This window comes from Lacrimispora xylanolytica (assembly GCF_026723765.1).
GTDB classification, from domain to species: domain Bacteria; phylum Bacillota; class Clostridia; order Lachnospirales; family Lachnospiraceae; genus Lacrimispora; species Lacrimispora xylanolytica.
Map to the genome: position 1 here is coordinate 1128084 of NZ_CP113524.1, position 20378 is coordinate 1148461.

Sequence of the window (20378 nt, forward strand, 5' to 3'; positions counted from 1 at the left end):
AGAAGAGATGGAAAGTTACATTATTTTTATATATGGATCCATCATTTCATGTCTGGTCAACATTGTTATTGTATTTCAATTCATAGAAGAAAGAAATGAGCGAATCTATCAAAAGCGTTGCCTATATTTCTTTGTAAAAACAGGGGTATTTATTGCCCTTGTATGTCTTAACTTATTAAATAATCCCATCATAAATATCTTAAGCTGGATCGTTCTTCCTGGCACTGTAAATCTTTTGCTGTTTCATCATATCAATAAAAAGGTGATACACCGGTTAGTAGATGTTACCGTACTAATATTAATTCTATCCATATGCGAGGCAGTTGGTGTTGAAGTTTTAGACTATATCTTTTGGAAGTTTCAAATACATAACGTAGAGCCAATTATGGCCAAAAGCATGGAAATCACCTTTTCCAAATTGTTTGTACTGATTTCTTATTATCAGATCATAGCAAAGCTTTGGAAAGAAGAAGCAGGCCGGACGTTTAACAGGACCCAATGTCTCATCGAAATTATTGTTATCTTATACAGTATAGCCAATTTAGCTGTTATCTTTCTTGTCATATCCAAGGTAAACAGCCAGAAAGACCACATATTGATTCTCGTTAATATGGGGTGCATTTTGATTGCAGATCTTTATTTTTCTTATTTTGCCAGATTCGTGGAGGAAAACAGCCAGCTAAAGATAAAACTAAAGCTTTTGGAGCAGCAGTCAACCCTTCAATATGAGTTCTACGAAGACCAGGAAGAGAAATACAATGAATCCATAAAAATTCTCCATGATGTCAATAAACATTTGAACCTGATTGAATCCCTGTATGAGGCAAAGGAACATGATACGGCTATAACCTATGCCAGGGAAATCGGTCAGATGCTCATTCCTCTCTCCCTGGAGGATTACACCAACAACCCAATCTTAAACGTGTTGCTCAATGATAAGAAACGAATAGCTTGCCTTCATTCCATTGAATTTAACTTAGAAATCGGGGCTGTTGATCTTAGCTTTATGGAACCCATAGAAGTTACCACTGTTTTTGGAAATCTGCTGGATAATGCAATCGAGGCGTGCGACATGGTCCCGAACAACAGATTCATAGATATGAAGCTGGACAAATACAATGAATTCATTGTTATTAACATCACCAACCGTACCATGCCCATTGAAAAGTGGTATCTGGGAAAGCCCGTATCAAGAAAGGGTAAAAATCATGGTATCGGTCTGCTTAATGTGGAAAATATCATAAAAAAGTATGATGGCAGCATGGTTTTAGAGGAAGTAAATAAAAAATTCAGCTGTAAAATTATTTTTAATTTGTAACACAGGATTTCATTCTTATGAATGATTTTAAAGAGCTTTCAACCTGTCACTATTTGTGGAAGATTCCCTAACGTCAGCCCTGATCTCAATAATGACAGGGCTTATTTGTGTTTTAAAAATTTGTGAAATTTGATGCAACAAAGATTCAATTTACAATTCTCATAGTGAATGTTCTTAATTATTCTTCCTTTTAGTTCGTCCATGGGAAAACATAAAAAAGGTTTCCCATTCCCCAGACTGAATCATATGCTTAGGGTTTAATGATAGCTATATAGAATCAAAATCCGGAGCATATCAGGCCGATTTTTAGTATATGATTCCAATTTATTGTTAAGAACTTAAAATCAAAATTTTAGGGAGCAGATGCTTTATATGCTCCTTTTTCTGTCAGTCATACAACAAAAACTGTAAGTTATGCCACTTGTATTGAAATCAAACTTTAAGAGTAGTTAAAATACGTTTGTAATTCAATCCACAACAGAAGGGAGCAAAAATAACTATTCTACATCACTTATTTTTGAATCGAAGTCTCACATTTGAAATCATTGTTTCATCTTGGTAACTGACAAACGAATAAATGAAAGGAATGAATGATTATGAAAAAAATAGCGTTAGTAAGTCCTTTAAGAACTGCAGTTGGATCCTTTAATGGTACTCTTTCCACCCTAAGTGCCACGGAACTCGGGTCAACCGTTATAAAAGCGTGTTTGAATCAAAGCAATGTAAATAGTTCTTTCATTAATGAAGTTTATATGGGCAATGTCCTTCAGGCTGGCAATGGTCAGAACCCGGCCCGTCAGGCTGCAATAAAAGCAGGAATCCCAGTGAATGTACCGGCATCAACCATCAATACCGTGTGCGGCTCCGGCCTTCATGCAGTAGCTCTTGCTTACAATTCCATCCTGGCAGAACAGGGGAGCATAATGTTGGCAGGTGGAATGGAGAATATGAGCAATGCTCCCTACCTTTTGAGAAATGCAAGAAACGGATACCGTCTTGGAAGCGGTGAACTGGTAGATAGCCTGGTGGGAGATGGCCTCACCTGTGCCATTAACGATTATCATATGGGTCTTACCGCGGAAAATGTGGCTGAAAAATATCACGTAACAAGACAGGAACAGGATGAATTTGCTTATGAGAGCAATAAAAAAGCAGCAGAAGCACAGAAGAATCACGTATTTGATGGAGAAATCGTACCAGTAACCGTCAAAAAGAAGAAGGAAGAAATCCTCTTTAACGAAGATGAGCACGTGAGAGCGGATACCACAAAAGAAAAGCTATCCACCTTAAGAACTGTATTCCGGCCAGATGGAACTGTCACAGCTGGTAATGCCTCCCCCATCAGTGATGGCGCAGCAGCCATGCTTGTAGCATCAGACGAGGCATGCAGGGAGCATGGGTTAAAACCGGCAGCTTATATTAAGGGGTATTCCCTGGTGGGGCTTGATCCTGCATACATGGGAATGGGACCATTAAAGGCAGTAGACACCTTACTGAAAAAACAGGGACTTACCGTAGGGGATATTGACCTTTTTGAAATCAATGAAGCATTTGCTTCTCAGTCTGTGGCTGCCACAAGAGAACTGGAAATACCCGCATCAAAAATCAATGTCAATGGAGGAGCCATTGCAATCGGCCATCCCTTAGGGGCCAGCGGAGCCAGAATACTGGTCACTCTCATTCATGAAATGACGCGCAGATCCGCTCATTATGGAGTTGCTTCCTTATGTATCGGAGGAGGCATGGGAATTGCCATGCTGGTAGAAAACGCCGCCATTTAACATACATAATACAAAGAAAGGAAGATGTGTATGAAGAAAGAAGATATTTTAGCCTTACAATCCATGCCGGCTGCAAGTGCCAGCTACGGCCGTCCACCCTGCCGGTTCATAAACCGTGAATTCTTTACCGTTACCTACGAATCCGACCCGGAAACCATACGCCAGGCTGTCCCGGAGCCTCTGGAGCCGGACGGGAGCAATACAGTGGTCTATGAATGGATTAAAATGCCGGATTCCTCAGGTTTAGGTTCCTACGAAGAAAGCGGAGTCGTCATTCCCTGCCTCTATCACGGAGAACCTTGTAACTTTATTTCTCAGATGTATTTAAACAATGGTCCCGCCATTCTTGGAGGCCGGGAAATCTGGGGATTTCCTAAAAAATGGGGTCACCCCTCTCTAAAGGTTGAGGAAACAGAAACCCTAACCGGTACTCTGATTTATAATAACGTTTTGGTGGCTATGGGAACTATGCCCTTTAAATATAACACACTTGATCATCAGGCAGTTGCTAAAACCATAGGAAAGACCCAGGTGAACTTAAAGCTGATCCCCGACGTGGACGGAAGTCCTAAGATTGCTCAGCTGGTATCCTATGAACTGGAAGACATTACAGTGAAAGGTGCCTGGTCAGGGCCTGCAAGACTAAGCCTGACGCCTCATGTCAATGCACCGGTCGCAGACCTTCCCATAAAGAAATGCCTGGAAGGAAAGCATTTTATCGCAGATTTGACCCTTCCCTATGGAAGCGTTATGTATGATTACTTAGAAGAAAGCTAAGGAGGTATCGATCATGAAAAGTAAATTGATGACAGCCAGAGAAGCAGTAGAAAAAGTAAAAGACGGAGATGCCATTATGGTGGGTGGATTTTTGGCAGGAGGCCATCCGGAGCATCTGGTGAACACTCTGTTAAACACCAATCCAGCCAAGGATTTGACCATCATATCCAATGATACAGGAACCAAAGAATTATCCATCTATCAGCTGGTGAAAAGCGGAAGAGTCAGCCGTATCTTTGCTTCCTATATCGGCGCCAATCCGGAGACAGGAAGACTTCTTATGACAGGAGAAGCAGAAGTAAAGCTGTTTCCTCAGGGAACCCTGGCAGAGAAAATCCGTTCCGGCGGTGCAGGGCTTGGAGGTGTTTTAACTCCTGTTGGTGTAGGTACCGTAGTGGAGGAAGGAAAAAAGAAGCTGGAGATTGAGGGAAAAGAATATCTTCTTGAGATGCCCTTAAAGGCAAATGTGGCCTTTATAAAAGCAGAAAAGGCCGATGAAGAAGGAAACCTAATCATCAGAGGTTCCTCCCGTAATTTTAATATTGTCATGGCTACTGCGGCTGATTATGTAGTTGCTGAAGTAGATGAGGTGGTAAAGACAGGTACGCTGGAGCCGAATCATATCAATGTTCCTGGAATCTTTGTAAATGCAATCGTAAAGGTGGGATTATAATGGATAAGAGAGAATTTATTGCGAAACGAGTTGCAAAGGAATTAAAAGATGGTGATGTCGTCAACCTTGGGATAGGAATGCCTACCATGGTGGCAAATTACATACCGGAAGATGTTCATATCATGCTGGAAGCGGAAAATGGAATCCTTGGCGTTGGACCAAATGCCGGAGAGGGGAATGAGAGCCCTAACTGTATCGATGCAGGTGGAAATTACGTGACCACGGTAAAGGGGGCCAGCTTCTTTGACAGCTCGTTCTCCTTTAGCATCATACGGGGAGGCCACGTGGATGTTACGGTGTTAGGAGCACTGGAGGTTGATTCAGAAGGAAATGTTGCCAACTGGATGATTCCAGGCAAAAAGGTACCGGGAATGGGCGGAGCCATGGATCTGGTGGTAGGCGCCAAAAAAGTCATTCTGGCTATGGAGCACGTCAATAAGAACGGATCACCGAAGATACTTCGTAAATGCAGACTTCCTCTCACTGCAGCTCATGTGGCTAAGACCATTGTGACAGATATGGCAGTTATTGATGTTATACCAGATGAAGGTCTGGTGTTAAAGGAAATTGCTCCTGGTATTTCTGTAGAAGATGTAAAAAATCAGACAGAAGCTCCTTTGATCATTTCTCCCAGTCTAAAAGTCATTGAAGTTTAAGATACACGGTCAAAATCTTAAGATTGTATTAGGTTTTGAATAATGCTGGGAAGAAGTCATATATTCTTAATAAGAAAAAAGAATGGAGGCGTCAAAATGAAGGATGAGTTAAAGAAATTGTCACTCAAACTGGCATCAAAAGTAATCTTAAATTCTGCAAAAACAGAAGCAAACAGTTCCTGTTTTTTCATTGGCTACCAGCCAAAACTACCTGAAAATGCAAAGAAACTAAGAAAATTTTAAGGTGATTTCCGGATGATACCATGGGAAATATGGTTTACCAAAAAGCTGGTATTCCATCAGATTATTTCGGAGGAAGATGGAGAGCTTTATAAATTTGGAATGGAGTGTCTGATCTTAAAGATCGCTCATTGTATTTCATATTTATGGATTGCAATATGCTTTCATTTGGTCCCGGAGTTAATCCTGATTGGATGCGTATTCATACCATTAAGAAGAAGTGCAGGGGGATATCATGCAAAGACAAAAACAGGATGTTATCTGTTTTCCTGCTGTTACATTTCAATCATTCTTTTGTTATCTCAGATGGAAATCAATCAGTTCTTGTTGTGGGGATTATTGGCCTTATGCGACGGTATTATTTTTTTCTTAAGCCCGGCTGATAATGAGAATAAGAGACTGGATGAGGTAGAAAAGATATACTACAGGAAAAAAGCAAGAATTATCCTGATTCTGGCAAATACAGGCTGTATGATATTTACTATGATTCATTACATAAACATTGGAGGTCTCATCAGATGGGGAATCTATGCCGCTGCATTCTTACTGGTACTTCAAAAGATAAGAAATCAAAAACCCTCCTGGGAACAGCTTAAATGAGCTGTATCCTGGGAGGGATTTTTGTATGTTAAGAATTATAAGGTCTTTACAATGGCATCAGCAAGAGCTGCGATGTCCACAAGCTGATCTTCTTTGACGGAAGATTTGATGGTGACCATATCATCAAGAATGGTCATATTTTTCATGCCGGAGATGATTTCAGCCATCTTTTTCCCTGCTGTAATACCCCAGGTACCATTCTCCATAAGAGCTACGGTACGGTTCTGCACGTTATGGGCCTTCATATCCATGAGAAGGTGCTCCATGTTGCTGAAAATACCGCTGTTATAGGTGGCAGAGGCAAATACCAGATGACTGCACCGGAACGCTTCTGAAATGAGAATTGAGGCATGTGTGACGGATACGTCATAAACAACAATGTTCTTCACGCCTCTGTCTGCCAGACGGCTTGCAAGGATATTAGCAGCATTCTCTGTGTTGCCGTAAATGGAACCATAAACAATCATAACGGCCTTATCCTCTGGCTCATAGCTGCTCCAGGTCAAGTACTTATCCACGTACCAGTTGATGTCAGAGCGCCATACCGGACCGTGAAGCGGGCAGAGAATCTGAATGTCAAGTGGAGCTACCTTCTTTAATAGCGTCATGGCAGACGGACCGTATTTGCCTACGATATTGGAATAATATCTTCTGGAATCATCAAGCCAGTCCCGCTCAAAATTCAATTCATCTGCAAATAAATTCCCGTTCATCGCGCCAAAGGTACCGAAGGCATCGGCTGAAAAAAGGATCTTATCTGTTGTATCAAAAGTAACCATAACCTCCGGCCAATGGACCATGGGAGCCAGATAAAAGGTAAAGTTATGCTTACCGGTACTTAAGGTATCTCCTTCCTTTACAATAATTGCTCTGGAATCAACACCGAATTCATAAAACTGGTTAATGATGGGAACGGTCTTTGCATTGCATACGACCTTTACATCTGGATATCTTCTTACAATCTCTCCTAAGGTAGCACAGTGATCTGGCTCCATATGATTGACAATAATATAATCCAGATCCCTTCCATCAAGCACAGCTTCCACATTTTCCAAAAATTGTCCGGTAATGGCACGGTCAACGGTATCAAAAAGAACCGTCTTTTCGTCAAGCAGGACATAAGAATTATAGGAAATCCCTCTTGGAATCGGGTAAGCATTTTCGAACAGAGCCAGACGGCGGTCACTTCCCCCGACCCAGAATAGATCGTCGTTGATTTTTTTTACACAATACATGTTGCAGCCTTCCTTTCTTTCGTTCGATATATCTTGTCACTTAAAAGTATACTATATTTCAAAGGAAATGTCATTGTTTTTTCTACAAAAATAGTAGGATTTACTATTATTAAGACCCTTTTGATGAATTTTCTCTCTATCCAGTTTAAATGATGGATCATATCCAACTATTTTATGGAAAAAAGCTGAAAATAACCGCATTTTTTATTAAGACAAAAAATTTATTGGCTGATATAATGAGAGGCATAAGATGGAGGTGGAACATGGAAGGTAAGAAAAGGACCGTTAAAAATGTAATTGAATATGTGGAAGCCCAATTGTCTTTGGAGGAAGGACTGGATCTGGAGACTATTGCAAAGAGAACCGGATATTCCCGGTTTCATCTAAATCGCATGTTTTGTGAAGTGACCGGCTGTACCCTGCACCGCTATATTAAGGAACGAAGGCTTTCAGAGGCTGCTAAAAAGCTTGTTATGGAAGAAGAAAGATCCATTGCTGATATTGCCCTGGAGGCATCCTATCAGTCCCAGCAGGCATTCTCTCTGGCCTTTAAAAAGGAATACGGATGTACGCCAAAGACGTACAGAGAAAAAGGAATCTGCAAGGAACTTAGAACGGTGGAGATCGTTTCCCGACAAACAGGAACCTGGAGGTGTGCAGCATGAGTTTTGTACCCTATGTCATTGAGAGAACGTCGGCAGGAGAACGGAGCTATGATATCTTTTCCCGCCTGTTAAAGGAGCGGATCATCTTTTTAGGAGAAGAGGTCAGTGACGAATCGGCCAGACTTATCGTCGCCCAGCTTCTTTTTCTGGAGGCAGAGGATCCATCTAAGGATATATCCTTTTATATTAACTGCCCAGGCGGTTCGGTCACAGCAGGCTTTGCCATTTACGATACCATGAGACACATCAAATGTGATGTTTCCACCATTTGTCTTGGCTTTGCAGCAAGCTACGGTGCATTTCTTCTGGCAGGTGGAACAAAGGGAAAGCGGTTTGCTCTTCCCAATGCTGAAATCATGATTCATCAGGTGGCGGTACAGAACATCGGAGGAAAAGCAACGGATATCTCTATTTTTACGAGAAAGCTGGAATCAGATAAGCTTAAGCTTAACCGGATCATGGCAGAAAATACAGGGCATACCATAGAAGAGATTGACCGGGATACGGACCGGGATCATTATATGACGGCCCAGGAAGCCAAGAATTATGGGATCATAGATGAAATTGTGGAACGAAAATAAGAAGGAGGGATTGAACCTCTTTCTTTTTTTTGCTACAGTAAGACTTATAAAAGGAGGCTTAAAGGTGGAAAATAAGGAAAACATACTGGTAAGCGCATGCCTTTTGGGAGTGAATTGCCGCTACGACGGCGGTAACGGCAAACGAGAAGAAGTGGTATCGCTGATGAAACATTATAATCTGATTCCAGTCTGTCCGGAGCAGTTAGGAGGCTTAATGACGCCCCGGCTGCCGGCAGAGAGGAAGGCAGATGGGTCTGTTAGCAATGAGCAGGGGCAGGACGTCACAGATTATTTTAAACGGGGTGCGAAAGAGACCCTCAGAATCGGAACGCTTTACGGCTGCAAACGGGCCATATTAAAAGAGCGAAGCCCTTCCTGCGGTCATGGGACCATTTACGACGGCACGTTTTCCGGAACAAGGACAGGCGGCAGCGGCATGACAGCAGCGCTCTTAGAAGAGAACGGAATTCAGGTAACAGGGGAGAGTAATATTCAGGAAGAATTTACAAAGAACACAGAACGTTAGGATAAGGAGACGAATAGGATGAAAACAGCAATTACAAGACCAGAAGCACTGAAACTGCTTATGAAATATAACAAGGAGCCCTTCCATCTGCTTCACGGACTGACCGTAGAAGGAGTCATGCGGTGGTATGCAAAAGAAATGGGATATTCCGAAGAGGAAGATTTCTGGGGGCTTGCAGGTCTTCTTCATGATGTGGATTTTGAAGAATTCCCGGAGGAGCACTGCAAAAAGGCTCCGGAGCTTCTCTTTGAAATCGGGGCAGAAGAAGAGCTTGTCCATGCAATTGTAAGCCATGGCTACGGTATCTGCGTGGATACAAAGCCAGAGCATGAGATGGAAAAGATACTGTTTGCTGCCGATGAACTCACGGGCCTCATTGGTGCTGCAGCCAGAATGCGCCCCTCAAAGAGTGTCATGGATATGGAGGTATCAAGCTTAAAGAAAAAATTCAAAGATAAAAAGTTTGCAGCCGGCTGCTCCAGAGATGTGATTACAGACGGCGCACAGGCTCTTGGCTGGACCCTGGAAGATTTGTTTGAGAAGACCATACTTGCCATGCGCTCCTGCGAGGAACGTGTAAACGCAGAACTGGAACACCTTTCTTAAGAACCAGGACATTGAAGGATTATTTATACATGAAAATGGAAAATTATGCAATATATTTGAAAAATGCTTGACATCAGAAAGCAATTGGGATATTATTTCCGTTAAATATCCAGATAATAACCTGTATCAGAGGAGAGAGACGCTATGAAAAAAGTTGTGAAATTCGGAGGCAGCTCTTTGGCCAGCGCGAAGCAGTTTAAAAAGGTTGGAGATATCATTCGGGAAGACAAAAGCAGGCGATATGTGGTACCTTCCGCACCTGGAAAGCGTAGTGACAAGGACGAAAAAGTAACTGATATGCTGTATCAGTGTTACGAGGCAGCATTACAGGGAAAAAGCTATAAAAAGATTTTGGAAAAGATCAGAGAACGGTACGATGAGATCATTGACGGTCTTAATTTAAACCTGAACCTGGATTTTGAATTTTCCACCATTGAAGAGAATTTCCTTAAAAAGGCCGGAAAGGATTATGCGGCTTCCAGAGGTGAATATTTAAACGGCCTCGTGATGGCAGAGTATTTGGGCTACGAATTTATCGACGCAGCAGACGTTATCTTTTTTGATGAGGATGGAGCCTTTTTAGCAGACCTTACAGACAAGGAGCTGGGAGAGCGTCTAGGTCATACAGAAAGGGCAGTCATTCCCGGCTTTTACGGAGCGAAAAAAGATGGGACCATTAAGACCTTTTCCAGAGGCGGCTCTGATATCACAGGTTCTATTGTAGCAAAGGCCATTCATGCAGATATGTATGAGAACTGGACCGATGTATCTGGTTTTCTGGTGGCTGATCCAAGAATTATTAAAAATCCTGAGGTCATTGAGACCATTACATACAGAGAACTCAGGGAACTGGCTTACATGGGAGCAAGCGTGCTTCATGAGGATGCCATTTTCCCAGTAAGAAAAGAAGGCATCCCCATCAATATCCGAAACACCAATAAACCGGAGGATAAGGGAACCTTAATCGTGGAAAGCACCTGCAGAAAGCCCAATTACACCATTACAGGCATTGCAGGTAAAAAAGGGTTCTGCTCCATTAACATTGAAAAGGCCATGATGAATGCTGAGGTTGGCTTTGGGAGAAAGGTTTTAGAGGTATTTGAGCGGTACGGCGTTTCTTTTGAGCATATGCCTTCTGGAATCGATACCATGACTATCTTTGTTCATCAGTCCGAATTTGAGGAATTTGAGCAGTCAGTAATCGCAGGAATTCATCGGGCTGTGGAACCGGATTTTGTTGAAATGGAATCAGACCTTGCTTTAATCGCGGTGGTCGGACGTGGAATGAAAGCGACCAGAGGGACTGCCGGAAGGATTTTCTCAGGACTGGCTCATTCCAGGGTCAACGTAAAGATGATTGACCAGGGCTCCAGTGAACTGAATATTATTATCGGTGTAAAGAATGCAGATTTTGAGGAAGCCATTAAGGCAATCTACGATATCTTTATTATGACAGAAGTATAAAAAAGGGACAGGAACGAACAGCTATAAAGCTGTGATTCCTGTCTTTCTTTTTTTCCAGAAAAGTATTTTTATGTCAGGTCGAATATGATACAATTACAGTATTAAATACACATGCGGAGGGTAATTATGCAGTATCGTGAATTTGGAAAAACAGGATTAAAAGTATCAGCACTTGGATTTGGAGCCATGAGACTTCCCGTATTGGAACATGATCAGGTGGATGAAACACGGGCCATTCAGATGATTCGCCATGCCATTGACGAAGGAGTCAATTACATTGATACCGCATATCCTTATCACCAGGGAGAAAGCGAGCGGATTGTTGGAAAGGCTCTTCTTGACGGATACCGGGACAAGACGTATCTGGCTACCAAATGTCCTGTCTGGAAGCTTCAAAAGGAAGAAGACTTTGAAGCTGTGTTAGACGAGCAGTTAGAGAAGCTTCAGACAGACCACGTTGATTTTTATCTGCTTCATGCCTTAAGCAGAGACCGGTTTGAAGATACGGTTAAAAAATTCGATCTTGTAAAAAAGATGGAGCGGGCAAGAGAACAGGGAAAGATTAAGTATCTTGGTTTTTCCTTCCATGATTCATATGATGTATTTCAGGATATCCTAGATTATTATGATGGATGGGATTTCTGCCAGATTCAGTATAACTATGTGGATCTGACCCATCAGGCAGGCAAAAAAGGCTTATTAGAGGCCGCTTCTAAGGGACTTGCCGTGGTTATTATGGAACCGCTTTTAGGCGGTAAGCTGGCAGCACCGGCCGCCCACGTAAAAGAGATTTTCCCAGAGGATAAAACCTGTGTGGAATATGCTCTGGACTTTTTATGGAATCAGCCGGAAGTCAGCCTGCTCCTAAGCGGAATGAGCGATGAAACCCAGTTAGAAGAAAATTTGACTTATGCGGATAGAAGTCATGTTCATATGGTGACGGATAAAGAAAAGGTAATGTATGAAAAGGCAAAGGAAGTGTACGATTCCATGGCACTGGTAGGCTGCACTGGCTGCCGCTACTGCATTCCCTGCCCCTTTGGACTTCCTATTCCAGACATCTTCACCCTATACAATATGACAGCTGCTCATAAAGAAAAAGAAGCTGTGGAAGGATACCGGAACATTTCCATAAATGCGGAAAGCTGTAAGGCATGCCACCGCTGTGAAAAAGAGTGCCCGCAGATGATAAAGATCAGTCAGGTCATGCCAGAAGTGGCAAAGGTATTTTCCCACATGGAGGCATGACGGCTTAATCCAGGAGGGATGGCGTATGCTAGAGAAAATTGATTTGTCTAAAACCATTGATAAACGAGAATATAAGGATAAAATCAAGGAACAAAGTGAACGGTTAGGAGAGCTGCAGCGAAAGCTAAAGGATGCCAACATCCCTGTTTCCATTGTATTTGAAGGCATGGGAGCATCGGGGAAAGGCACCCAGATCAATCATCTCATCCAGGCCCTTGACCCAAGAGGCTTCGATGTGTATGCCAATGACAAATCCAGCAAGGAGGAGCGGATGCGCCCGTTTCTGTGGCGTTTCTGGACCAAGCTTCCGGCCCAGGGAAGAATCGCCCTCTTTGACAGGAGCTGGTACCGCCAGGTGACCATGGAGCGGTTTGACGGGAAGATAGAAGCCTGCGCCATAGAGGGAGCATATAAGGATATCCAGTCCTTTGAGCGACAGCTGACCGATGATGGTATGGTCATCATCAAGCTGTTTCTCTACATTTCTAAAAAAGAGCAGAAGGACCGGTTTCAGAAGCTGGAAAGCTCAAAAAGTACCAGCTGGAGAGTTTCTTTAGACGACTGGAGAAGGAATAAGGAGTATGACCGGTTCCTTGGCATCTGTGAAGAGATGCTTGAAAATACGGATATGGACTATGCTCCCTGGACCATTATCGAAGCCACGGATAAAGATTATGCAGCCGTAAAAATCATGACCCATGTGGCAGACCGTCTGGAGGAGGCATACCACCTTCGTTTGATCCGCGGAGAACGAAAGGAAAAGGAAGTTCCTATCCGGACGAAGGAGTATCAAAATGGAGTGCTCTCGGGAGTTGATTTAACAAAGACCTTAACAAAGGAAGAGTATAAAAGAGAAATTGACGTTCTTCAGGAGCGCTTAGATGAGCTTCACAGTCAGATCTACCTGTTAAAAATCCCCGTGGTCCTTGGTTTTGAAGGCTGGGATGCAGCAGGAAAAGGCGGCGCTATCAGGCGCCTCACCAGTCATTTAGACCCAAGAGGCTATAAGGTATATCCCACATCAGCGCCAAACGATTTAGAGCGGGTCCATCATTACCTTTGGCGGTTCTGGAATCACATGCCAAAATCAGGTCACATCGCCATCTTTGACCGCACCTGGTATGGACGTGTTCTGGTGGAACGGGTGGAAGGCTTTTGCAGTGAAAATCAGTGGAAGCAGGCTTACCAGGAAATCAATGAGATGGAAAATCACATAGGCAATGCAGGCGCTGTGGTGTTAAAGTTCTGGATTCACATCGATAAGGATGAGCAGGAGCGGCGCTTTAAGGCCCGCCAGGAAAATCCTCAGAAGCAGTGGAAAATAACGGAAGAAGACTGGAGAAACAGAGAGAAGTGGGATGAGTATGAGGAGGCAGTCAATGAGATGCTTGTGCGTACCTCAACCACCTATGCTCCCTGGATTGTGGTAGAAGGAAACTGTAAGTATTATGCCAGAGTAAAGATCTTAAAAACAGTGGTGGAAGCCCTGGAAGCAAAGATTAAGGAGTCAAAGAAAAATCCGTGACCGCTTGTATTTTCCTCTTTTTTCGTGTAAAGTAGAAAAGGAGTGAATGAACCAGGAGGATACGGCATGAATACGGTTTTAATCGTGGGCGGTGGCGCTGCAGGGATGCTGGCTGGTATAGCAGCAGCCATGAAGGGCAGTACCGTCCACATTTTTGAGAAAAATGAAAAGCTTGGCAAAAAGGTTTTTATCACGGGAAAAGGCCGCTGTAATGTGACCAATGCCTGTGATACCGAAGAATTGTTTGGAAACGTTGTGACCAATGCCAAATTTTTATATAGCAGTTTTTACGGTTTTACCAATTTTGATATGATGGATCTTTTAGAAAAGCTTGGATGTCCGCTTAAAACCGAGCGTGGAAACCGGGTCTTTCCTGCATCAGACAAATCCTCTGATGTTATCCGGGTCTTGAACCAAAGACTGATGGATTTAGGGGTCACCATTCACTACCGCGCAGAGGTGAAAAAGCTTCTCATAGAAAACGGTTCCATAACCGGACTTCTCTTAAATAGCGGAGGAAAGAAAGTCCAGTTTACGGGAGATTCCGTGATTGTAGCCTGCGGAGGCTATTCCTATCCCCTGACCGGATCCACTGGAGATGGCTACGAGCTAGCCAAGGAAGCTGGCCATACGGTTACGCCCATATCTCCAGCCCTCGTTCCATTTGTGGTTGAGGAGCCGGTGGTAAAGGAGCTTCAGGGATTATCCCTTCGCAATGTGGAGGCCACAGTGTTAAAAGGGAAAAAGACCATTTACCAGGAATTTGGGGAGATGCTCTTTACCCATTACGGCGTCAGCGGCCCTGTATTATTAAGTGCCAGCAGCTATGCTGCCAAAGAATTAAAAAAAGGTCCGCTTACCTTATCCATTGATTTAAAGCCAGCACTTACCGAAGAGCAGTTAGATACCAGGCTTTTACGGGATTTTGAAGAAGCTATCAATAAGCAGTTTAAAAACTCTTTGAATCACCTCTACCCCGCCAAGCTGGTTCCTGTTATGATTGACAGAAGCCAGATACCGCCGGAGAAAAAGGTCAATGAGATTACAAAGGAAGAACGCCAAAGAATCATTCAGATAACCAAGGCATTTACCCTTACCTTATCCGGGCTTCGTGCCTATAATGAGGCAATTATCACCCAGGGCGGTGTTTCCGTAAAGGAGGTAAATCCCTCTACCATGGAATCAAAGCTGGTTCCCGGTCTTTATTTTGCAGGAGAAGTACTGGATCTTGATGCAGTGACCGGAGGGTTTAATTTACAGATTGCCTGGTCCACCGGATGGGCAGCAGGGAATGCTGCAGGAGAGGAGAAGTTCGAAGGATGAAAGAGGTTTATAATATAGCCATAGATGGTCCGGCTGGTGCCGGAAAAAGTACCATTGCAAGGTCAGTAGCAGAAAAGCTTCATTTTGTTTATGTTGATACAGGAGCAATGTACCGCGCCATGGCTCTTCATTTTTTAAGAATGGGCATTTCACCGGCAGATGAAGTCGCCATATTTAAGGCAGCAAAAGACGTAAAGGTGACCATTTCCTACGAAAACGGGGAACAGCAGGTGATTTTAAACGGGGAAAACGTTTCCGGACTGATCCGCACCGGAGAAGTCAGTGACATGGCCTCAGCTACCTCCGTTTATCTGCCCGTCAGAGAAAAACTGGTGGAACTTCAAAAAGAGCTTGCCAGAAATGAAAGCGTAATCATGGACGGAAGAGATATAGGAACCTGCGTGCTCCCAGAGGCAGATTTAAAAATCTATCTCACTGCAAGCAGTAAGGTGAGGGCAAAGAGAAGATTTGCACAGCTAAAGGAAAACCAGGGACAATACACGCTGGAAGACATAGAAAAAGATATTATAGAGAGAGACAGCCGGGATATGAACCGGGAAAATTCCCCTTTAAGACAGGCAGAGGATGCCGTTCTTTTGGATTCCTCTGACATGACAAAAAAAGAGGTGGAGGATCGTATTTTGGAGCTGTTCCTTGAACGAAAAAAAGAAGGGAAGAAGTAGTCATGGAAGTGGTAGTTGCGAAATCAGCAGGATTCTGCTTCGGCGTAAAGCGCGCCGTTGACCAGGTCTACGAACAGCTAAAACGAAACGATAAGCCCATCTATACCTACGGTCCCATCATTCATAACGAAGAAGTGGTCAGGGACTTAGAAGAAAAGGGCGTAAAAGTCATAGAAACAGAAGAAGAGCTTCGTAAGCTGAAAGATGGTGTGGTGGTCATAAGAAGCCACGGCGTTGGCAGAAAGATTTATGAGATCTTAGAAGAGAATGGCATTGAGGTGATTGATGCCACCTGCCCTTATGTCAGGAAGATACATAAGGTCGCTCAGGAGCAGAATAAAGACGGAAGACGCCTGATAATTATTGGAAATGAATCGCATCCGGAAGTAGAGGGTATTAAAGGCTGGGGAAATGCAAATACTCTAGTGGTGGAAACACCCGAACAAGTGGAAGCTTTACCTCTAACCGAAGGAGAAAGGCTGTGTATTGTATCACAGACGACATTTAATTACAAGAAATTTCAAGATTTAGTTGAAAAAATTTCTGAAACGCGGTATGATATACTTGTTTTAAATACGATTTGCAATGCAACACAGGAAAGACAAGTGGAAGCAAAGCGGATAGCTTCAGAAGTGGATGCCATGATTGTCATAGGCGGAAAAAGCAGTTCTAATACCCAGAAGCTGTACGAGATATGCCGAAGGGAATGTAAGAATACTTACTATATCCAGACACTAGGTGATTTAGATCCTGATTGTGTAAATTCTGTGCGCAGCGTAGGTATTACAGCCGGGGCTTCAACCCCGAATCATATTATCGAGGAGGTTCATACTAATGTCAGAGTTAAGTTTTGAACAAATGTTAGAAGAATCATTAAAAACCATACGTACAGGAGAGATCGTCACTGGTAAAGTCATCGACGTAAAAGAAGATGAAATCGTCTTGAATATAGGTTACAAGTCTGATGGCATCATCCCGCGTAGCGAGTACACGGATGACCAGAATTTAAATCTTACCACCGTTGTACAGGTTGGAGAAGAGATGGAAGCCAAAGTTACTAAGGTAAACGATGGTGAAGGTCAGGTTGCTTTATCCTACAAGAGACTTGCAGCAGACAGAGGCAACAAGAAGCTGGAAGAAGCATTCGAAAACCACGAAGTATTAACTGCAAAAGTTGCACAGGTCCTTGACGGCGGTTTAAGCGTTGTTGTAGAAGGTGCAAGAGTATTCATTCCTGCAAGCCTTGTTTCTGATACTTATGAGAAGGATTTATCTAAATATGCAGATAAAGAAATCGAATTCATCATTACAGAATTCAATCCTAAGAGAAGAAGAATCATCGGCGACAGAAAGCAGCTTATGGTTGCTAAGAGAGCAGAATTACAGAAAGAATTATTCAGCAGAATCCATACCGGTGATATTGTAGAAGGAACCATTAAGAACGTAACTGATTTCGGTGCATTCATCGATCTTGGCGGCGCTGACGGTTTACTCCATATCTCTGAGATGAGCTGGGGCAGAGTAGAAAGCCCGAAAAAAGCATTCAAGGCTGGAGAGAAAGTTAAAGTTTTAATCAAAGACATTAACGGCGATAAGATCGCATTAAGCTTAAAGTTCCCTGAGACAAATCCATGGAAAGATGCTTCTGAGAAATATGCAGTAGGCAATGTGGTAACAGGAAGAGTTGCTCGTATGACAGACTTCGGCGCATTCGTTGAGTTAGAGCCAGGCGTAGATGCACTTCTTCATGTATCTCAGATTTCCAGAGAGCACGTAGAGAAGCCATCTGATGTACTTGCAATTGGTCAGGAAATCGAAGCAAGAGTCGTTGATTTTAACGAAGATGAGAAAAAGATCAGTTTAAGCATCAAAGCACTTCAGGCACAGGATGAAATTGAAGATGGTCCTGTATATTCTGACGAAGCTTAAACATAATAAGATATATGACAGATAAGGAAGTGGAGCCATCCACTTCCTTTTTTGAGTCCAATAAAAGGAATGAAAGAGAAAGGGGAACTTATGAAAAGAACCATCAGCTTATTCCTGGCACTTGTTCTGGCACTGTCATTTATCTTAAGTGGATGCAGCAAAAAAAAGGAGGCTGACCCGGAGGAAACAAAGGCCCAGCCGGTCAATGTCTCCGGAACAGCAGAAAGTGCCCAGTCGGAAGAAGAAAGAAAGGCCCTGGCAACGGATTACTATGATTATGTGAATCAAAAGGTGCTCAGTGAAAAAGAAATCTCAAAGGATTCCAATCAATGGAGCTATTTTTATGATTTGGATAAGAAGTCCTATGATATTTTAGATGGTGTACTAAAAAGTGCAGTCAATGACCGGGCAAATGCAAAGATAGGGTCCATCCAGCAGAAAATTGGGGATTTCTATCTGACAGCTCTTGATATGGAAGGAAGAAAAAATGCCGGTCTTCAACCATTGAACCCTTATATTGACAGTATCAGAGATGCAAAAAGTGTATCAGAATATATGAAGGCATTGGGAACGGTTTATTCCGACTTAGGAGTTGGGAGCCTCATTCTTCCCCAGTGGTATGAGGATATGAAGGATTCCAGCCGCTATGCACTCTATCTAAACGGAGCAGATATTGGACCTGGAAAGGAAACTCTGGAAGATGAGTCCTTATCAGAACTTCTAAAGAATTACCAGGCCTATATAGAAAAGATCATGGAAAGCTCTGGCCTAAGCCAGGAGGATGCGAAAAAAGCGGGAGCAGATATCCTGGCATTTCAAAAGGATCTGGCTAAGAGTGCCCTTCCTTTAAGCAAACAAGGGGACCCGGAAATCATCTATAACCCTTACACACCTGAGATGTTAAAGGAGATGTTCCCAGACGGCACCATAGACATATTCCTGCAGGCAGCCGGACTTTCAAAGCAGCCAGGCCTTGTGGTAACAGAACAAGAACAGTTAAAGAAAATCAGCGGATATTTAAACGAAGAGTTTCTGCCTCTTCTTAAAAATTACGCGGTATTTAGCCTCATCAATGATTTTGCCGGGTATCTGACTCCTGAGATTCGGGATAACTATATGAACTGGCACAAAATCCAGAATGGTATAAAGGAAACAAAATCCGATGAGAAGCTGGCAAGTGAGATGACTCAGGATATGCTTGGTTTTGAATTTGGCCGCCTCTATGTGGAGAAATGCTTTTCAGAAAAAGACAAAGAAGCCATTAAGGCCATGGCAGAAACCATCATTGATACCTATAAGAAGCAAATCATGGCTCTGGACTGGATGGGGGAAAAGACGAAAGAAGCAGCGGTGAAAAAGCTGGACCATATGACCCTTAAAATAGGCTATCCCGACCAATGGCCAGATAATTATAAAAACGCAGAAGTCTTGTCTTCAGAACTGGGAGGAAGTCTTATAGGCAATGTCCTCTCCCTGCTAAAAGCAAGGAATGAGGTGGAAAAAGAGAAGGTGAAAAAGCCGGTGGATAAAGGGGAATGGGCCATGACACCTCAGACGGTCAACGCCTATTATAACCCCACGGGAAATGAAATCGTATTTCCGGCCGCCATATTACAGCCTCCCTTTTATGATTCCAATGCGTTATACGCTTCCAATCTGGGAGGAATTGGTATGGTCATTGCCCATGAGGTCAGCCACGCCTTTGATTCTTCCGGCTCCCAATACGATGAAAATGGAAATTATCATGTATGGTGGACAGAGGAAGACCGAGCCAAATTTAAAGAGCTGGCCAGTCAGGTGGAAGCTTATTATGACAGCCAGGAGGGATATGAGGGCCGCCATGTAAACGGTGCCCAGACCTTAAATGAAAACATCGCTGACTTAGGGGCTCTGGCCAGCATTACAAGCATTGCAGGAGACGACAAAGAAGCCCTGCGCCATCTGTTTCGGCAGTATGCCACCATCTGGGCCTCTAAATACACGCCTGAGGCCATGATTAAGAGACTTAACACAGATGTCCATTCCCCGGCAAAGGTGAGGGTGAACGCAGTGTTAAGTGCCACAGATGGTTTTTACTTCGCTTATCCCGAGATCAAGGAGACAGATGGTATGTACGTCCCCCCGGAGAAACGGGTGAAGATCTGGTAGTGAAGCATGAAAAAAGGACCGTAACAGGTCCTTTTTTTAATTAATATGTTTTTTCAGTGCGTCAAAGCTTTCCTTGCTGATGACATGCTCGATTCGGCAGGCATCTTCGTCAGCGATTTCTCTGGATACTCCAAGGGTAACAAGCCAATTGGATAGAAGTTCATGTCTTTCATAGATCATCTCTGCAATCGCCCTGCCTTCTTCCGTCAGATATATAAATCCTTCTTTTGTAACCGTAATGTGATTTCGTTCACGAAGATGTTTCATAGCAACGCTGACACTGGATTTTTTAAAACCAAGCTCTTCCGCTACATCCACAGATCTTACCACAGGTCGTGTCTTGCTTAATACAAGTATGACTTCCAGGTAGTTTTCTGATGATTCATTGGTATGCATCATT

21 protein-coding genes are annotated in these 20378 nt (G+C 43.2%); 19 read left to right on the forward strand and 2 right to left on the reverse strand.

The window, feature by feature from the left end:
• The first annotated feature begins 7 nt into the window (after positions 1 to 7).
• The 7 genes from OW255_RS05410 to OW255_RS05440 all read left to right on the forward strand — a co-directional run bounded on the left by OW255_RS05410 (position 8) and on the right by OW255_RS05440 (position 6045).
• On the forward strand, positions 8 to 1318 hold the full coding sequence (locus OW255_RS05410; protein WP_268115880.1) for a sensor histidine kinase: 1311 nt from the start codon (positions 8 to 10) through the stop codon (positions 1316 to 1318).
• A 593-nt stretch (positions 1319 to 1911) separates the two neighbouring features.
• Entirely contained in the window at positions 1912 to 3099 is a 1188-nt protein-coding gene (locus OW255_RS05415) for an acetyl-CoA C-acetyltransferase (protein ID WP_416861720.1), read from the forward strand.
• A gap of 30 nt (positions 3100 to 3129) precedes the next feature.
• Positions 3130 to 3876, forward strand: a complete 747-nt coding sequence (locus OW255_RS05420; RefSeq protein WP_268115883.1) for an acetoacetate decarboxylase — start codon at positions 3130 to 3132, stop codon at positions 3874 to 3876.
• Positions 3877 to 3889: 13 nt separating this feature from the next.
• On the forward strand, positions 3890 to 4549 hold the full coding sequence (locus OW255_RS05425) for a CoA transferase subunit A (RefSeq protein ID WP_024836919.1): 660 nt from the start codon (positions 3890 to 3892) through the stop codon (positions 4547 to 4549).
• Positions 4549 to 5205 (forward strand): 3-oxoacid CoA-transferase subunit B, encoded by a 657-nt coding sequence (locus OW255_RS05430; RefSeq protein ID WP_024836918.1) that lies wholly within the window; start codon positions 4549 to 4551, stop codon positions 5203 to 5205. The genes OW255_RS05425 and OW255_RS05430 overlap by 1 nt, the downstream gene beginning before the upstream one ends.
• Positions 5206 to 5301: 96 nt before the next feature.
• Positions 5302 to 5448 (forward strand): cyclic lactone autoinducer peptide, encoded by a 147-nt coding sequence (locus OW255_RS05435; RefSeq protein WP_268115885.1) that lies wholly within the window; start codon positions 5302 to 5304, stop codon positions 5446 to 5448.
• A 12-nt stretch (positions 5449 to 5460) separates the two neighbouring features.
• The gene (locus tag OW255_RS05440) at positions 5461 to 6045 is read left to right on the forward strand and encodes an accessory gene regulator ArgB-like protein (protein ID WP_268115887.1); all 585 of its coding nucleotides are present in this window, start codon (positions 5461 to 5463) and stop codon (positions 6043 to 6045) included.
• 35 nt (positions 6046 to 6080) lie between these two features.
• On the opposite strand, the gene OW255_RS05445 is transcribed toward OW255_RS05440, so the two are convergent.
• Positions 6081 to 7280 (reverse strand): FprA family A-type flavoprotein, encoded by a 1200-nt coding sequence (locus tag OW255_RS05445; protein WP_024836916.1) that lies wholly within the window; start codon positions 7278 to 7280, stop codon positions 6081 to 6083.
• A gap of 263 nt (positions 7281 to 7543) precedes the next feature.
• On the opposite strand from OW255_RS05445, the gene OW255_RS05450 reads away from it, so the two are divergent.
• From OW255_RS05450 to OW255_RS05505, 12 genes are all read left to right on the forward strand, one after another.
• Positions 7544 to 7945, forward strand: coding sequence for a helix-turn-helix domain-containing protein (locus OW255_RS05450; RefSeq protein WP_268115889.1), 402 nt, complete (start codon positions 7544 to 7546; stop codon positions 7943 to 7945).
• The gene (locus OW255_RS05455) at positions 7942 to 8526 is read left to right on the forward strand and encodes an ATP-dependent Clp protease proteolytic subunit (protein WP_268115890.1); all 585 of its coding nucleotides are present in this window, start codon (positions 7942 to 7944) and stop codon (positions 8524 to 8526) included. Before OW255_RS05450 ends, OW255_RS05455 begins: the two co-directional genes overlap by 4 nt.
• Before the next feature lie 64 nt (positions 8527 to 8590).
• Positions 8591 to 9052: a 2-thiouracil desulfurase family protein gene (locus OW255_RS05460; RefSeq protein WP_268115892.1), complete on the forward strand. Its 462-nt coding sequence runs from the start codon at positions 8591 to 8593 to the stop codon at positions 9050 to 9052.
• A gap of 18 nt (positions 9053 to 9070) precedes the next feature.
• On the forward strand, positions 9071 to 9658 hold the full coding sequence (locus tag OW255_RS05465; RefSeq protein WP_268115893.1) for a hydrolase: 588 nt from the start codon (positions 9071 to 9073) through the stop codon (positions 9656 to 9658).
• A 144-nt stretch (positions 9659 to 9802) separates the two neighbouring features.
• Positions 9803 to 11122 (forward strand): aspartate kinase, encoded by a 1320-nt coding sequence (locus tag OW255_RS05470; RefSeq protein ID WP_268115895.1) that lies wholly within the window; start codon positions 9803 to 9805, stop codon positions 11120 to 11122.
• Positions 11123 to 11248: 126 nt separating this feature from the next.
• Positions 11249 to 12370 carry an aldo/keto reductase gene (locus OW255_RS05475; RefSeq protein WP_268115896.1) on the forward strand — a complete coding sequence of 374 codons (1122 nt, stop codon included), beginning with the start codon at positions 11249 to 11251 and terminating at the stop codon, positions 12368 to 12370.
• Positions 12371 to 12395: 25 nt separating this feature from the next.
• Positions 12396 to 13895, forward strand: a complete 1500-nt coding sequence (pap, locus tag OW255_RS05480) for a polyphosphate:AMP phosphotransferase (protein ID WP_024836909.1) — start codon at positions 12396 to 12398, stop codon at positions 13893 to 13895.
• 66 nt (positions 13896 to 13961) lie between these two features.
• Entirely contained in the window at positions 13962 to 15218 is a 1257-nt protein-coding gene (locus tag OW255_RS05485; protein WP_024836908.1) for a BaiN/RdsA family NAD(P)/FAD-dependent oxidoreductase, read from the forward strand.
• Positions 15215 to 15901 carry a (d)CMP kinase gene (gene cmk, locus OW255_RS05490; RefSeq protein WP_024836907.1) on the forward strand — a complete coding sequence of 229 codons (687 nt, stop codon included), beginning with the start codon at positions 15215 to 15217 and terminating at the stop codon, positions 15899 to 15901. Before OW255_RS05485 ends, cmk begins: the two co-directional genes overlap by 4 nt.
• A 2-nt stretch (positions 15902 to 15903) precedes the next feature.
• A complete protein-coding gene (gene ispH / locus OW255_RS05495) occupies positions 15904 to 16755 on the forward strand; it encodes a 4-hydroxy-3-methylbut-2-enyl diphosphate reductase (protein WP_024836906.1) in 852 nt (283 codons plus the stop codon).
• Positions 16736 to 17830 (forward strand): 30S ribosomal protein S1, encoded by a 1095-nt coding sequence (gene rpsA / locus OW255_RS05500; protein ID WP_024836905.1) that lies wholly within the window; start codon positions 16736 to 16738, stop codon positions 17828 to 17830. Before ispH ends, rpsA begins: the two co-directional genes overlap by 20 nt.
• A gap of 90 nt (positions 17831 to 17920) precedes the next feature.
• Entirely contained in the window at positions 17921 to 19978 is a 2058-nt protein-coding gene (locus OW255_RS05505; RefSeq protein ID WP_268115898.1) for a M13 family metallopeptidase, read from the forward strand.
• A gap of 36 nt (positions 19979 to 20014) precedes the next feature.
• Here OW255_RS05505 and OW255_RS05510 read toward each other — a convergent pair whose 3' ends face one another.
• Positions 20015 to 20374, reverse strand: a complete 360-nt coding sequence (locus tag OW255_RS05510; protein ID WP_024836903.1) for a metal-dependent transcriptional regulator — start codon at positions 20372 to 20374, stop codon at positions 20015 to 20017.
• Positions 20375 to 20378: the final 4 nt, after the last annotated feature.